This window comes from Myxococcales bacterium (assembly GCA_016703425.1).
In the GTDB taxonomy this organism is placed as follows: domain Bacteria; phylum Myxococcota_A; class Polyangia; order Polyangiales; family Polyangiaceae; genus JADJCA01.
In genome coordinates, this window is sequence record JADJCA010000007.1 from 1 (window position 1) to 15,188 (window position 15,188).

11 protein-coding genes and 1 pseudogene are annotated in these 15,188 nt (G+C 69.1%); 7 read left to right on the forward strand and 5 right to left on the reverse strand.

Annotation, left to right across the window (positions count from 1 at the left end; translation table 11 throughout):
- Nucleotides 1-149: 149 nt before the first annotated feature.
- Nucleotides 150-680 carry a hypothetical protein gene (locus IPG50_11960; GenBank protein ID MBK6692897.1) on the reverse strand — a complete coding sequence of 177 codons (531 nt, stop codon included), beginning with the start codon at nt 678-680 and terminating at the stop codon, nt 150-152.
- A gap of 277 nt (nt 681-957) precedes the next feature.
- Here IPG50_11960 and IPG50_11965 point away from each other — a divergent pair, with 277 nt between their 5' ends.
- Nucleotides 958-1,380 carry a hypothetical protein gene (locus IPG50_11965; protein ID MBK6692898.1) on the forward strand — a complete coding sequence of 141 codons (423 nt, stop codon included), beginning with the start codon at nt 958-960 and terminating at the stop codon, nt 1,378-1,380.
- A gap of 41 nt (nt 1,381-1,421) precedes the next feature.
- Here IPG50_11965 and IPG50_11970 read toward each other — a convergent pair whose 3' ends face one another.
- Complete coding sequence (locus IPG50_11970; protein MBK6692899.1) at nt 1,422-3,917, reverse strand: hypothetical protein; 2,496 nt, start codon at nt 3,915-3,917, stop codon at nt 1,422-1,424.
- 108 nt (nt 3,918-4,025) lie between these two features.
- Here IPG50_11970 and IPG50_11975 point away from each other — a divergent pair, with 108 nt between their 5' ends.
- Nucleotides 4,026-5,423, forward strand: coding sequence for a prolyl oligopeptidase family serine peptidase (locus tag IPG50_11975; GenBank protein MBK6692900.1), 1,398 nt, complete (start codon nt 4,026-4,028; stop codon nt 5,421-5,423).
- 19 nt (nt 5,424-5,442) lie between these two features.
- Here the strand turns inward: IPG50_11975 and tsaA are convergent, their stop codons facing one another.
- The 3 genes from tsaA to IPG50_11990 all read right to left on the reverse strand — a co-directional run bounded on the left by tsaA (nt 5,443) and on the right by IPG50_11990 (nt 8,958).
- Entirely contained in the window at nt 5,443-6,282 is an 840-nt protein-coding gene (gene tsaA / locus IPG50_11980; protein ID MBK6692901.1) for a tRNA (N6-threonylcarbamoyladenosine(37)-N6)-methyltransferase TrmO, read from the reverse strand.
- Nucleotides 6,252-7,703, reverse strand: a complete 1,452-nt coding sequence (locus tag IPG50_11985) for a serine/threonine protein kinase (protein ID MBK6692902.1) — start codon at nt 7,701-7,703, stop codon at nt 6,252-6,254. The genes tsaA and IPG50_11985 overlap by 31 nt, the downstream gene beginning before the upstream one ends.
- A gap of 178 nt (nt 7,704-7,881) precedes the next feature.
- Nucleotides 7,882-8,958 carry a hypothetical protein gene (locus tag IPG50_11990; GenBank protein MBK6692903.1) on the reverse strand — a complete coding sequence of 359 codons (1,077 nt, stop codon included), beginning with the start codon at nt 8,956-8,958 and terminating at the stop codon, nt 7,882-7,884.
- A gap of 25 nt (nt 8,959-8,983) precedes the next feature.
- On the opposite strand from IPG50_11990, the gene IPG50_11995 reads away from it, so the two are divergent.
- The 5 genes and pseudogenes from IPG50_11995 to IPG50_12015 all read left to right on the forward strand — a co-directional run bounded on the left by IPG50_11995 (nt 8,984) and on the right by IPG50_12015 (nt 15,165).
- Nucleotides 8,984-10,336, forward strand: coding sequence for a trypsin-like serine protease (locus tag IPG50_11995; GenBank protein MBK6692904.1), 1,353 nt, complete (start codon nt 8,984-8,986; stop codon nt 10,334-10,336).
- A complete protein-coding gene (locus tag IPG50_12000) occupies nt 10,333-11,037 on the forward strand; it encodes a hypothetical protein (protein ID MBK6692905.1) in 705 nt (234 codons plus the stop codon). The genes IPG50_11995 and IPG50_12000 overlap by 4 nt, the downstream gene beginning before the upstream one ends.
- 116 nt (nt 11,038-11,153) lie before the next feature.
- Nucleotides 11,154-13,032, forward strand: a pseudogene (aspS, locus tag IPG50_12005) (aspartate--tRNA ligase).
- A 125-nt stretch (nt 13,033-13,157) separates the two neighbouring features.
- Nucleotides 13,158-13,604: a YbjN domain-containing protein gene (locus IPG50_12010; protein ID MBK6692906.1), complete on the forward strand. Its 447-nt coding sequence runs from the start codon at nt 13,158-13,160 to the stop codon at nt 13,602-13,604.
- Between the two features lie 7 nt (nt 13,605-13,611).
- Complete coding sequence (locus tag IPG50_12015) at nt 13,612-15,165, forward strand: hypothetical protein (protein MBK6692907.1); 1,554 nt, start codon at nt 13,612-13,614, stop codon at nt 15,163-15,165.
- The last annotated feature ends 23 nt before the right edge of the window (nt 15,166-15,188 follow it).

The window sequence follows — 15,188 nt, forward strand, 5'->3', positions numbered from 1 at the left end:
GCCACGTAATCCTCGGTGCCGTCTCTCGACGCGCGATGCATCACGTCGCCGCCCGACGGGTGGGCGCCGCGGTGACCAGGTGCCCGTCGCCCATCTCGGCCGGCGCGGGCTTCGCGCCCGAAAGCGCAGCCCGAATGGCCATCGGCTTGTCACTTGTCGCCGGCGCGGTCGCGCACGGTGAAGCTGCCGCTGGCCTCCGCCGGCAGCCGAACGTCGACGCGGGTCGTCGTCGAGTCCGTGTCAGCGAAGCGCGGCGCATAGTCGTCGCCCGACGCTTCGAAGGTCGTTGCCTCGCCTACGCGCGACGGTAACGCCTTCGTCACCGCGGCGTCACCGAGAAGGAGCACGGTTCCGCCGTCACCGGACGCGGTCGGTGCCGACAGGCCGATCACGTCGGACAACGCGGCGTCCAGGCCACCGTCGGCCCCCGCGTCCGGAGCCACCACGACGGTGTTCACCTCACACCCGTACATCGCGCGCACAGCGCTCTCCGCGGCTTGCGTCACCGGCGCGCCCGAGTCAGAAGCTTTGAGCGCGCTCTTGACGACGCCTCGTTGGCCTTCCGCCGGGTTTTCTCGTTGCTTCTCTCCGGGCGCTGCGCAGCCCGTGCCGAGCCTGAGTCCCATGAACAACGTCACGGCCGAGATCAGTGCGAACGTCGCGGTGCGCGAGGGCGTCATGCGCGGCACGCCATCACGGCCGCGATCGATGCGCCATACAGGCTAGCCTGTAGACGCCGCGTCACCGGGGGAGCTAAGTCGTTGAACGCTCAAAAAAAACGTCGATTGCAAAAAGCATTCCGGTCCTTTTCCTTGAAGACGACAAACCGCTTGCGCGCGCCTGATTCGCTCGCTGCGGCCGCCGCTTGAGGTGTTCACGCCGAGAACCTCGCCGCGGCGCTGAGCACTTCGACCAAAGGGCACGTCTTCGCCGCCGTGGTGGATATAGGTCTTGCCAATGGTGAGCGGCTTCACTTTCATCCGGTACGCGCGCGAGCGACGGCCGAACCTCCATGTCGCCGTGCTACAGCGCGGAAGCGACCCCGCTACGGTTTTGGCCATCGCCGAGCACGACGCGGTCTTTTTGCCGAAGCCAAACGCCGATCTCAGCCTCCACAAGCGGCTCCTCATGTGGGCGGCCGAAACCGGCCAGCCCTGGGCGCACACGCTCGACGCGTGGGCGGCGCGTTACCGGCTGACGCCGACGGAGCGGCTCATCCTCGAGCAAAGCGTCCGAGGCGCATCCCACGAAGAGATTCGGGCAGGACTCGGCTGCACCAACGCTACGCTCGAGCGTCACATCTCCAACTTGCTCGGCAAGACCGGCGACGATTCGCTGTTGAAAGCGTCGAACCGGTTGCTTCGCGAAGCGATGGGGTAGCGGTCGCCCGGACGCCCTCGACCCTCAAGGCCGGCGCTACCTCACGGACCGACCTTCGGCACCGCGCCGCTCATCATCTCGGCGAGGAAGCGATCGACGTCGGCCTTGCCCGTGGCGTCGCGGAACGACACGAAGTGTCCGTCGTAACCGCTCGGCGTGTATTGGCGGAGCGCGGCCGTCACCGTCACGCTCGCCGTCGTCACGTTGCCGCTGAAGGGCACCGCTTGGGGAGACAAGCCGCCGATGGTCGTCGGCGCTGAGACACCGGGCGCGTGCGCCGCCATCCCGAGGCCGCCGGCGAGCGCGAAGGCCACCTGCGACGCGATCGGCGTGTACGTGTCACCGTTGCCGAAGGGCATGAACACGTGGCGCGCCGCGACGCCAACGGGCGGCGCCACCGAGAAGCCCTTCGCGTGGTAGAGCGGATCGGCGGGGTCGATGGCGTGCTGGAGGATCGTCAGCGCTGGGTGCGACGCGCCGACCTGCGGATCGCCGAGCACGATGGGGAGCGCGCCGGCGATGTTCACCGGCTTCTGCTTGCCGAGCAGCGAGTCGATGAGGCTCGCGCCTTCGCCGGAGAGGACGACGCCCTTGATGTCCGGCGCGTAGGGCAAGGAGATGCCGCCCTCCGTCGCGCCTTGCGAGTGGCCCCAGAAGCCGATGGAGCCGAAGTGCAACCGCTCACCGGTGGGCGACGAGCCGGCGGCCACGTCGAGACCCTTGGCGAAGCGAACGAGCGCGAGCTGATCGGCTGCACCTTGCAAAGGATTGCCGAGGGCGGCCTTCGGGTTGGTGAAGTTGTAAAAGAGCTTGTCGGAGCCTTCCGTCGACGCGCCACGGCGCGGGCCGTGCGCGACCTGGTCGATGCCGAGCACGGCCATGGGCACCGTCACGTTGGCCGTCGTCTTCGCGAGCGCGAGCCGCTCGGCGACGCCCTCGGTGATGTGGCTGCGGAAGCTGCCGCCGGTGCCGTGCGCGTAGATGACGACGGGCCATCCGCCGGCCGGCTTGGTGGCCTTGGGCACGGAGAGCGAGAGGCACACTTGGTCGGAGCCTTGAACCACGGGCACGCCGCCCGCGCCCCACTCGAAGTCACCGCCGTCGTCGGGATTCACGTGCGGCGGCGTGCCCTTCTGGAAGCGCGGCATCGAGACGAGCGCGTGGTACTCGTCGAAGTTCGCGTTGCCGGTGCCGCAGGCGCGATCGCCGGTGGCTTGCGGACAGGGCGATGGCGTCGCGCCGCCGCACTTCACCCAGTTGGTCGCCGCCGGCGCCGGCGCGGCCGTGACGGCCTGCGGCAACTTGGCGACGTTGGCGATGTTGGTGCCGACCGTGAAGACGGCCGCGCCCACGATGGTGTCGAGGTTGACGCTCTTCGACGCAGCCCACGTGCGGAGCGGCGCGTACGCGGCGTACGCGGCGGCGAGGGCCGCATCGGCCGGCGCCGACGCGCCGAGCACGCCGCCGAGATCGTCGGCGCGCACGAGCGGCTGGCCCTGATCGTTCTTCACGGCGTTCGTGAGGAGCACCGCGTAGGTGTTGCCGGGCTTGAGCGGCGAGCCGGCCGGCGGCCGCACGTAGAGGCCGTTCGGGCACACGTACGCCGTGCGGCCCGTGGTCGCGAACCACGAGTAGCCGAGATCGTTGCCGGGGCCCGCCGGCGTGATGTCGACGTAGCGAATGGCGCCGTTCGTCTTCAGCGAGTCGAAGTTGATGCCGCCGCTCGTGCGGAAGATCACCGTCGGCGCTCCGCTCCAGCCGTCGGCCGTCGCCTCCAGGTTCCGCAGGTAGCGGTCCATCACATCGAACCCGACGAGCGCCGTCCCCGGCGTCGGGAAGCCTGCGAGGTCGACCTTGCCGGCCTTCTTGCGGATGTCGTTCGGGAAGGGCAACCGGAAGAAGTCGCCGTCACCGGTGCCGCGCGGCACCCGGAAGTAGACCTTCGTGGCGCCCGTGTCTTCGGCGTCGCAGCTCACGCCGCTCCACGGCAGGGGGATCGTTTGGCCCGGCGGCAGCGGCGTGCAGGCCTTCTGCACGCAGGCGAGCCCGCCGAAGCAGTCGCCGCTGAGCGCGCAGGCGCCGCCGACGTCCACGGAGCCCTCGGGCTGGCACTCGGCGCTCACGCCGGCGAGGTTGCAGCGGAAGCCTGAGCCGCAGTCTTTGTCACCGTTGCAGGGCTCACCGGCCTTGCCGGGCCCCGCCGGGGCGCACGTCCGCTCGACCCCGCAGAAGCTCCCATCCTTGCACTCTGCACTGATCGTGCAGGGGGTGCCGTCGGCGGAGCTGCGACCGGGAGCGCACTTGCCGTCGGTGCAGGCGAGCCCGGGTCGGCACTTTTCGACCTCGGTGCACGGTTGACCGACGCCCTGCCCGACGCCGCCGCCGTCGGGCAGCGACGCATCGAGCGAGACGCTGCCATCGAGACCGCCGGGCGTTGCGAGCAGGGCACTGCCGCCAGAGCAGGCCGCGAGCACGAAGCCAAGGGCTGTGACCGAACCGAAGACGCCCAGAATCGAAGCGGAGCGAAGTTGAGCCATCGACGGATGGTAAACGACGTCACCGGGCTTTCGAGGCGCGAAAACACGGCCACATGGGCCACAACGTGGGGGAAGCGCATCCCCATAATCCGTGCTAATCGGCAGGCCATGGTTCGTCCTGCATCACTCGCCGCGTCTTTTCTCGCCCTCGCCCTCTCCGCCTTCGCCTGTAGCTCCTCCGAGAGCACCGCGGTGACCCCCACCGGCGGCGCCGATGCGGGCGTCGTCGACCCGCAAAAAGCTGAGGATGTTCCGGCGGTTGCGATTCAGGCGTCGACCGACGATTGCCCCGCAGCGTACCAGGGCAAAGCCCCCGCCCCCGGCTGGAACCGCGGCTTCGAGGTGGCGGGCCAGAAGCGCGACTTCTGGGCCATCTTCCCCGAGGGTGACTCGACCACGCCGGCGCCCGTGTTCATGGCCTACAACGGCACGAGCGAGAACGGCCAGGCCTTCGCCGAGCGGGCCGATCTCGCCGCCTTCGCGAAGCGCGGCTTCGTCGTGCTCGCCCCCTCCTCGGTCGGCAACGGCGCGATTTGGCCCATCTGGGATTCGATGCGAGCCGAGGGCGACGAGAACAAGCCCAACAAGGACGTGGAGTTCGTCGAGACCCTTTTGAAGTGCGCCGCCGCGCACCGCCCCCTCGACAAGAACCGCGTCTACACCGGCGGGCACTCCGCGGGCGGCATCTTCACGAACCACATCATCCAGCGAAAGAGCGAGCTCTTCGCCGGCGCCATCGTCGCGTCGGGCGTCTTCACGCAGACGAGCCCCACGCCCGAGCCGGTGATGGACAAGATGCTCGTCTTGGTCACCTGGGGCGGCGACAACGACAAGTACACCGGGAAGGCCGGCGACCGCGACGTGACGGACTTCAGCTTCGTGCCCGAGGCGTCGTCGGCGACCAAGTTCTACAACAACCAGAAGAACGTGGGTCAGGCCAACTGCAAGGGCAAGAACCTGGGCCACGCTTGGCTCTCACCGATCAACGACTGGATGATCGACCTCTTGCTCGCACACCCGAAGGGCTTCCCCGGCGCCGGCGCCCTCGAGCTCGCGCCGGTGCCCGCCACGGGCCGCGCGACCTGCACCACCGAGCCCTTCACCGCGACGGCGAGCATCACCATTAGCTGCGGCGCGAGCACGACGGCGAATTGCCAGAACGCTTGCCAGCTCTTCGCCGATTGCGGCGCGGAGAACGCGAGCGTCGCCGGCGTGCTCAAGAAGGAGCTCGCGGCCCTCGGCATCGCCGGCACCAACTGCGGCGGCTGCATCAAACGCTGCGAAGAGAAGGCCACAGCCCCCGTCGACGCGGAGGTCCTCGACTGCATGAAGACCTCGCAGAAGACCGAGTGCGCGCAGGGCATCGCCGGAGCCTTCCCGCTCATCGACGCCGTCAACATCTGCTGCAAAGGCAAGTCGACGTCGAACTACTGCAAGGACGTCTGCACGGTCATCAAGGGCAACGGGACGGCGCTCGGGTATTTCGCCACCTGCCAAGAGTTCTGATCGCCGCGACAGCTCCTCGCTACGAAAAGCGCGCCGCAAACGCCCGATGGAGCGGCGGCGCGCTGCCGCCCTCGGCGAGTTGGCTCGGCCGGTAGCCGGTGTGAAGCGACACGACGACGAGCTCGCGCGCGGCCGCAGCGGCCTCGAAGCGAACGCGCCAGTCCTTCAGCGCCAAGGTCCCGCGCACCCCGCCGCCTTCAGCCGGCGGCTCCAGCTTGATGCGCCGGTACGCGTGGGGCTGCGGGCCGAGCGCGAGGCGCGAGGTGATGTCGGCCGCGAGCGAGAGGCCCCCCCCCTCGAGGTGCGCGAGCTGCTCCTCGGCGAGCGCGCTGAAGCGCACGCCCCATGGCGGCTCCGGATCGGCCGCGAGCCAACCGGTCGAGGCCTCGGCGACGGCGTCGGCGTAGGCCACGTAGGGCTTGATGTCCAAGATGGGCGTGCCATCGAGGAGGTCGACGCCCTTGACGAAGACGACGAGGCCCTCGACGCGCACAAGCTCGACGACGCTCATGCCGATGGCGTTGGGGCGATGCGGCGAGCGCGTCGCGAAGACGCCGACGCGCCCGACCTTGCTCCGCGGTGGCAGCACCTTCGGACGAAAGCCGGCGCTCACATTGCGATCGAAGACATAAAGGAGCCACAGGTGACTGAAGCCCTCGAGCCCGAACAGCGCGTCTTCGAAGCCGCGGCCGTCGTAGAGCTCGATCCGCCCCTCGGCGCCGCCAGCGGCGGCCGGCTGCCGCGCCGCCGAGGCGCGCTCCGAGAGCGCCGTCCGCGCGACGCCGATGGGCACAAAGGCGATAGGCGCGCGCGCGTCGACCTCGCCGGTCACGGGTGCGGAATGATCCGCGTGTACCATGCAACGACCGCCGCGAAGACCGCGGCGAGGAAGATCAGGACGCCGATCATGGCGCGGCTCGGCCCGCCGCTCGACATCTCCTGAATGCGGACCGGCTGGGCGTGCGCGCCGGCGAGCGCGGCCGGAGCACCGGGCGGCACCATCACCGGCGCCGGCGCGGCCATGTGCGACGACGCGATGGGCGCCGGCGTGGCGGGCCGCGCGAGCGTTCCCTCCTCGAGCGCCGAGAGGTTGCCCGGCGTGAAGAGCTCCGGCGGCAACGACGCGCGCAAGGGATCGCTGGCGACGCCGATCTGGAGCCGATCGCCGCCAGCGGCCAGCTCGTTGATCCAATGCGACGGATCGGAGAAGTCGCCCATGTTGAGCGGGGCCGGACCCGAGCCACCGCCCTTGCGCTGGCTCGCGGCGGCGGCCGCCTGCTCCTCCTTGAGCGAGGTGAACTCGAGGAGCGCCTCTTCGATGAGCTTGTCGATGATGGAGTGCTGCTGCGGGCGCGCGCGCTGACGATCGCGCATGGCGCCCTGCACCAAGAGCTCGATGTCGAAGGTGCTGACCGACTGCCCCTGCGCGAAGAGGAAGCGGACGAGGTCTTTGCCGAAGTCGCGGGCCGTGTTGTAGCGCTGCGCCGGCTCCTTCGCGAGCGAGCGCATGACCAGCGACTCGAGCTCCGCCGAGACGCGCGAGTTGTATTGGCGCACCGACGGGATGACCGACTGCTGCACCTTCTTGACGGTCTGGAAGTCGCTCTCGCCGAGGAACAAACGCTGCCCCGTGAGCAGCTCCCAGAGAATGATGCCGACGGCGAAGATGTCGGCCCGGTGGTCGACCTCTTGGCCGAGCGCCGCCTCGGGGCTCAGGTAGCTGAACTTGCCCTTGATGATGCCGGGCTCGGACTTCTCGAGCTGCGAGTTGGCCTTGGCGAGACCGAAGTCCACGATCTTCACCTCGCCGAACTTCGTGATGAGCACGTTCGGTGGCGACATGTCGCGGTGCACGATGTGCAGATCGCGCCCCTGGGGATCGCGGAGCTCGTGCGCGTAGGCGAGGCCCTTGCAAATCTCGAGGGCGATGTAGACCGCCATCGGCACGGGGAACTCTTTCCCCTGCTTCTTCAGGTACTCGATGATCGCCTTCAAGTTCGCGCCGTCGACGAACTCCATGACGATGAAGTACGCGGCGTCGCCGACGCCGATGTCGAAGACCTGAACGCAGTTCGAGTGCGAGAGGTGCGCCGAGAGGCGCGCCTCGTCCAAGAACATCGAGATGAACTTCTTCTTCTCGGAGAGGTGCGGCAAGACGCGCTTGATGGCGACTTGCTTGCGGAAGCCCTGGAGCCCCTCGCTCTCGGCGCGGAACACCTCCGCCATACCGCCCGACTCGAGCTTCTCGACGACGCGGTACCTTTGCTGCGAGTCGGACATGGCCGTCAGGCTCCTCCGCGGCAGAAGACGCGCCGGCCCCCGGGAGGGTTGAGAGGGGCGAGAGCTTGGTGGTCCAAAACCAGCACGGGAGTCCCGTAGCGTGCCACCCGAGCGCCGAAGGGGTCAAGCGCGGCAGAAGGCCGTCTCGAAGTGCTGGCGAAGTCTTCGATTCGCCCCACTACGGGGCCACCGGGGCCACGAGGGCTGGGTCGCGGCTCACCTTGAGGGGCAAGGGGCCAACGGGGCAACCGTCCGCGATGGCACCGTCGCCAAGGACCACGTACCCTTCAACGCGATAGTCACCGTCGGGCGCCGGACCGCACTTGAGGGGCACCGAGATGTGATGCGAGCGGCCCGGTTGGAGGGAAAACGGAGCTCCGGCCCAGAGGTCGAGCGCATACGACGCGGGCCCCGGGAGGTGCTCGGCTCCCTTGCCCTCGCCCTCGCAGGGGATTGAGACGCCGGCGTTGTTCCGCAGCCCGAGCACCACGCGAACCGCACCGAGCAAGAGCGGACTGCCGCCCGCGTTCGTGAGCACAACGACCGGCGAGACGGCCCCCTTGAGCCACGCGGCGGTCGTGGTTCCGCGAACGAGCATGTCACCGACGAGGGCGACGTGAAGCGCGGGCCGACCTGGATACGGCCGCGGCGTCGAAGCGCCGGAGCCGACGATCTCGAGGGAGAAGGCGCCGCCGAACTCGGCCGGCTGATCGCCGAACGACACTTGCGCGACGACGTCGTAGCGACCGAGCAGCGTTGTCCCGCAGTCGATGTCGCGTTCGTAGAGGAACGACTCGCCGGGGCCGAGGCTCTTCGGTTCGCGCACCCGCGCCTCGCCGCCGCGGTGTTCACGGCAAGGAAACGCGACGCCTTCGCGCGTCGCCGCGAACTCCACGCGGAAGCGCTCCACGTTCGCTGGCGCCGCTGACGCGTTGGTGAGGCGAACGAGCGCGTGATACCCGCCGAGGCCGCCAGCGCTCGCTTGGTACGGAGCGAGCCTTGGTCCGATGACCGTCGCCATGAGGCCCGGCCGCGCTCGGAGGGCGCGCCCTGCCGTCGCGCTAGATGACGGCAGCGCGACCGGCGCGTCGACGTTCGTGGCTGGCAACGAACGGGCACCTTGCCCGCAGGCCGCCAAGCCCGCCCCGGCCAGCGCAATCGCCAGCGCCGCGACGCGAGACGGCAGGCGAGTCGGGATGGCGAGGGCGCGGAGGTGCACGTCCGCAGGATCGCAGAGGACGGGCCACCGCGCCACGCGCGCGTTTGCTATGGTCCATGGGATGGCTTTTCGCGCGGGGCTCGCGTTGTTCGTCGGTGCCGCGACGCTGGTCGCCCTCGCCCCCGGATGCACCGAGGCGCCTCGCGGCGCCGCGCTGGGGCAAATCACCCAAGCGAATCAAGGCACCGACACGACGGCGCATCCCTTCGCGGTCGCCATTTGTTTGGGCGCCGCGTCAGCCGGCGCCTGCCCCCGCATTTGTTCAGGCACGCTCGTCGCCCCGAACCTGATCCTCACGGCCCGCCACTGCGTCGACAACGACACCGGCGTGGCGGGCCACATCCGCTGCGGCGTCGATTCGTTCACGACGCGCTCGTCGCCGCCGGCACAGACCTTCGTGACGACCAAGCCGACCCTCGCGCAGGGCGGATGGCGCGCCGTCTCCGAGATCCGCACGCCGACGGAGAGCGACGGTTGCGCCTCCGACATCGCGCTCCTCGTTCTGTCGGCCAACGTGCCCTCCGCCGAGGCGACCCCGGCCGACGTCCTCGCCTTTGGCCCGATGACCGACCACAGCCGCTACGCGACGGAGGTGTCGATGATCGGCTACGGCCTCGCCGGCGCCGACAAACCGGGCACCTTTGGTACGCGCCGCATCCTGAGGAGCGTGCCCATCCAGTGCATCGTCGGCGATCCGCTCTTCGCCGACCCCTTTTGCAAAGGCGGCGGCGTCGGCCCGCTCCCCGACGGCGGCTCGGAAGACAGCCTCGACGACAAAGCGAACTTCCAGGTGGCCTGGGGCGTCTGCTCCGGCGACTCGGGCAGCGCGGCGCTCGAGGAGACGCAGTTCCGCGCCGGCAAGCCGCTCGCGATGGGGGTCCTCAGTCGCTCCGGGAACGACAGCGGCGTTTGCCTGGAGGGCATCTACACGCGCACCGACCGGTGGAAAGACTTCCTCGTGCAGGGAGCGACGGCCGCGGCGCAGCTCGGCGGTTATGCGCTCCCCGCGTGGGCGAGCGGGCCGACGGTGCCGGCTCCGCCCGTCGACGCCGGTCGCGCCGACGCGCGCGTCACCTTGCCCGACGGAGCGGTGGAACCGGCAGCGGGCGAGAAGGGTGCATCTTGCACACGTTCCGCCGAGTGCGATTCGACGGCGTGCGTGGCCGTCGAGGGACGCGACGCAGTCTGCGTCGACGTGTGCGGCGACGGCCGCACGTGCGCGCAAGGTGAAACCTGCGTCACCGTGGAAGGCGGCGACGTGTGCGTCCCGTTGACGACGCGCTCGCGGATCATTCAGCAGCCCGCGGCCGAGCCGGAAGGATGCGCGGTAGGCCCGAGGCCCGGGGCGACCACGCTGCCCGTTCTGCTGGCCTTGGCCGCGGCGTTGCGACGGCGACGACGGAGGTCCGCGTGAAGGTCGCCCTTGGGCTCGGAGCCGCGTTGATGGGCGCCGCGGCTTGCGGCGGTCAATCGACCGCCGGCGACACGACGACGACGACCACGGCCACCGAGGCCGTCGCTCCCGACGCGAGCTGGGTCGACACGCCGGCAACAACGACCGACGCCGGGCCGACGACGGTGTGCCCTCCAAGCCAGGTCACCTTCACGACGGGCACCTATTTGCCTCGCAAGCCGCCGCGGCAGCTCTCAGCGTGCGCCGCGGGCCAAGTCACCGAGATCCTCGGGCCTTGCGAGGTGGGCGTGGGCGTGTGCGGCAACTTCGCCGCCAAGACTCAGCCGTGCCTCTCGTGCCTCTTCGCGCGCCACACGGACGCGACGTTCGGCTACCGGGTCTTCACGCCCGAGGCCCCCAACGGCCGCCTCAACGTGCGCGGCTACGCGCTGCGCGCCGGCGCGCCGGAGGCTTGCGCCAACGCCATCGAAGACTACCGAAGCTGCCTCGACGCGGCGTGCACCTGCGCCGGAGCCTCGCGGAAGGAGTCTTGTTACACGAAGGCGGTCAGCGCCGGGTGCAAGGCCACCGGCGACGCGGCCGTTGCCACCTGCGCAAAACACCCGGCGGAAGCGCTCCTTCGGCCCATCGTCGAGGCCGACGGCTTGGGCGACGAAGCCGCGGCGGTGGCCATGGGCAAGGCCTTCTGCGGCGGAACCTGAGTCCGTGGGGCATCGGCGACCAGCCTGATTTCGGCGTCGTGTTGCCGTGAAAACCTTTACTCTCGTCGGCCCCCCGCGGGCACGTCTTGGGTGCCTGCTACGCGAACGAGGTAATCGTGGCCAGGTTCATCGACGAGCTGAAACGAACGCACCACAACGGCGAGCTCCGCGCGAGCGACGAGGGCAAGGAAGTCGTCCTCTTCGGCTGGGTGGCGAGCTACCGCGATCACGGTGGCTGCGTCTTCGTCGACCTCCGCGATCGCGAAGGCATCACGCAGGTGGTCTTCGACCCCGACCTCAAAGGTTTCGGCGACGCGCCCACGGCGGCCCACCAAAGCGCGCAGGCGCTCCGGACCGAGTGGGTCATCGCCGTCCGCGGCCGCGTCGTCGGCCGCGGCAACAACAAGAACCCGCGCCTTTCGACCGGCGAGATCGAGGTCCATGCCATCGAGCTCGGCGTCTTCAACAAGGCCGACACGCCGCCGTTCGAGATCGCAGACGACGATCGACACCGGTGAGGAGAAGCGCCTCCAGTACCGCTACCTCGATCTGCGCCGCGGTCCGTTGCAAAAGACGCTGCGCCTTCGCCACCGGCTCAACCAGTCGACGCGCCGCTACTTCGACGAGAGCGGCTTCCTCGAGCTCGAGACGCCGTTCATCGTGAAGTACACGCCCGGCGGCGCGCGCAACTTCCTCGTCCCCTCGCGCGCCTACCCGGGAAAGTTCTTCGCGCTCGCCGAGAGCCCCCAGCTCTTCAAGCAGCTCTTCATGGTGGCCGGCTTCGACAAGTACTTCCAAATCGTCAAATGCTTCCGCGACGAAGACCTCCGCGTCGACCGCCAGCCGGAGTTCACGCAGATCGACGTCGAGATGTCGTTCGTCAATCAGGACGACATCTTCAAGGTCATCGAGGGCCTCATCTTCCGCATCTGGAAGGACACGCTCGGCATTGACCTCACGGAGCTCTACCCGTCGGGCCGCTTTCCGCAGTTGCCCTTCGAAGACTCGATGCGTGACTACGGCAACGACAAGCCCGACCTCCGCTTCCAGATGCCGCACAGCGACATCACCGATCTGGTCATCGAGCACGGCGGAGGCGGCGTTCCTTTCTGGCAACCGATCGCCGAGAAGTTCAAGAGCGGCGCCTACCGTCGTGATCTGCCGACGGAGATCGTCAAGGTCATCCGCGTACCCTCGCAGGTCGGCAGCGTGCAACTGTCGCGCACCGAGATCGACAAGCTCGAGGACTTCGTCAAGGGCATGGGCGCCAAGGGCCTCGCGCGCGCGAAGATCGACGCCGAAGGCAACTGGCTGCAATCGCCGCTCGCCAAGAGCGTGACGCCGGAGTTCCGGAAGGCCGTCAACGCGAAGACCGGCGCCGTCGATGGCGACTACCTGTTCTTCCAGTCGGGCAAGGAGTCCACGGTCCACACGGTCATGGCGAACCTCCGGACGCACCTCGGCAAGAAGCTCGGCTTCATCCCCGAGGTCGGCCACGGCGGTAAGTGGAACTTCCTCTGGGTCGTCACGCCGCCGCTCTTCGAGTACGACGATGACACCAAGCGTTGGGCCGCGGCCCACCACGCCTTTACGCGGCCCCACGACGCGTGCCTCGACCTCATCGACAAGGACCCGGGCAAGGTCCTCTGCTACCGCTACGACTTGGTGCTCAACGGCTTCGAGGTCGGCGGCGGGTCTATCCGTCTCCACGACCCCGACGTTCAAGCGAAGGTCTTCCGGACGCTCGGCATCGACGACGAAGACGCGCGCGCGAAGTTCGGGTTCTTGCTCGACGCGCTCCGCTACGGCGCGCCGCCCCACGGCGGCATCGCCCTCGGCGTTGACCGGCTTGCCATGTTGCTCTCGGGCACCGACAGCTTGCGAGACGTCATTCCCTTCCCGAAGACGCAGAAGGGCTCGGACATCATGACCGAGGCACCGACGCCCGTGTCGCCGGCCCAATTGGGCGATCTGCATATCCGCGTCGTCGAGTGAGGCACGCTTTCCGGCTCAGCGCGTCGTCCGCTCGTTGACGGAGTCAAAGAAAGCACCGATTCTGCGCGCTCCTCACGGGGCGCGACGCCCCGTCTGCGAGCGAGTGTGAGAGCGGAGTGAGCGAAATGGACGACCTCTGGAAGAGCGCGCAGGCCACCGTGGAGCAAGCCATTGGCGGCCTTGGAATCAAGGCGGACACCATTCGCTCGGAGAGCGACGGACAGCTCACCTACAGCTTGATGCGCGGCAGCGCGCTCACGCTCGTGAGCCTTCGCAAACACGAAGAGGACGTCCTCTTGCGCGTCGCCTGCCCCGTCATGACGCTCCCGCCGGAAGACAAGCGCCCCCACCTCTTCGAGCGCCTCCTCGAGCTCAACGCCGGCGCCGTGATGGGCGGGGCTGCCTTTGCGCTGGCCGGCGGCCGAGTGGTGGCGCTCAGTGAAAGGCCCGCGCGTGGCCTCGACGAGAGCGAAGCGACGCACCTGATTCGCCGCACGAGCGCCGTCGCCGACACCTTCGACGATCGGCTCGTACGCGAGTTCGGCGGCGAACGAGCTTCCGGCAAAGCCTGATCACGACGTGCGCCCTTTGCTGGAAAGGCGAGCCCGGCGCCCCGTAGGCCGCACGCCTCGCCGCGTCGCCTCCTTCCTGACGCTCACGCTGGTAGCGGCAGGGCCGTCGGGCGCGCGCGCGCTCGAACCAGAAATCACCGCGGAGACGAGCGCCCAGTGTTACGACGTGCGGAGCCCGACCGGCGAGACCATCGTGCCGCGCCGCCGCCTCACGTCGACGCTCGGCGTCGCGGCGTATGACCTCATGGGGGCGAGGCCGTGGATCGTGCCCGACGCCGCGGCCCGCGGCCAAGGCGAGCTCCTGTTCCGGGCACGCCTCCGCTACGACGCCGACTACGGCGCGAACCCCGGCGAGGCGAACCCGCTCGATTTCGATCGCAACGTCCCGGGCTTTTCGCGCTCGCCCATCGATCTCATGTACGGCTACGTCGAAGGGCGGCGCATGCTCGGCGGCGCTTTCGGCTTTCGCCTCGGCCGCCAGTACACGACCGACGCGCTCGGCTGGTGGTCTTTCGACGGCGCCATGGCGAGGGTCACGACGCCCCTCTACGTGGCGGCCGAGGTGCTCGGCGGCCTCGAAGTGCGCGGCGGCATGCCGCTCTCGTCGCCGCGCTTCGAGCGCGACGGCGTCTGGCGCGGCGATCGCAGCGGCTTCGATCGCGCGGCGGCGCTCGCTTTTCAACCGAACGAGGTCGCTCCTGCCTTCGGCGCCGCTCTGGAATCGACAGGGCTCCCGTGGGTGCACTCGCGCCTCGCGTATCGACGCGTCCTGAACACCGGCAGCTCCAACGTCTCGCTCTTCGAACCGCGCCTGACAGAGCCGGCGACCTTCGACCGAACGCGCATCTCGCAAGAGCGGATCGGCTACGCCATCGATGGCTCGGCGCCGACGGTCGGCGGCGGCAAGGCGGGTTTGGCCTACGATCTCTACGCCGCGCGCTTCACGTCGCTCTACGCGTCGGCCGACGCCTTCGTCACCAAGCGGCTCACGCTGAGCGCCGACTACGACTACTTCGCGCCGACCTACGACGCCGACAGCATCTTCAACTTCTTCGTCTCGAACCCGATGAACGACCTGGGGCTGCGCGCCTCGTTCGAGGCGACGGACACCATCTCGCTCGCCGGCGGCGGCGGCGCGCGCCTCTTCCAAGCCGAGACGGGCCCATCCAACGCGTCGCTGTTGCCGGCGGGCGACTACCCGTCGAATCGCACGACCTTCGACGGCAACGGCTCGTTCTCGGCGCGCCGACGCAAGGGATTGAACACGCAGGGGCTCCGGGTGAACGCCCTCGCGGGCCACGAGGGGCACCGGGCGGGAGGTGAGCTCTTTGCCGAGCACACCGTCTGGGCTCGCACGGTCCTCATGGGGCGCGCCTCGCTCTACAGCTGGGAGGACCGGCTAAGGCCCGCGCGTGCGACCGAGAGCGTCGGGCTGGTGGCGGGCGTGGGATACCGAATGTCGGAGCGCGCCAGGACGCAGCTCGAGTTTCAACTCGACACCAATCGCCTCGTGGGCGTCCGTGGCCGAATGGTGCTTTGGTTCACGGTGGCGGCGCGATGAGCACCTCGGTGAAGGCGCACGTG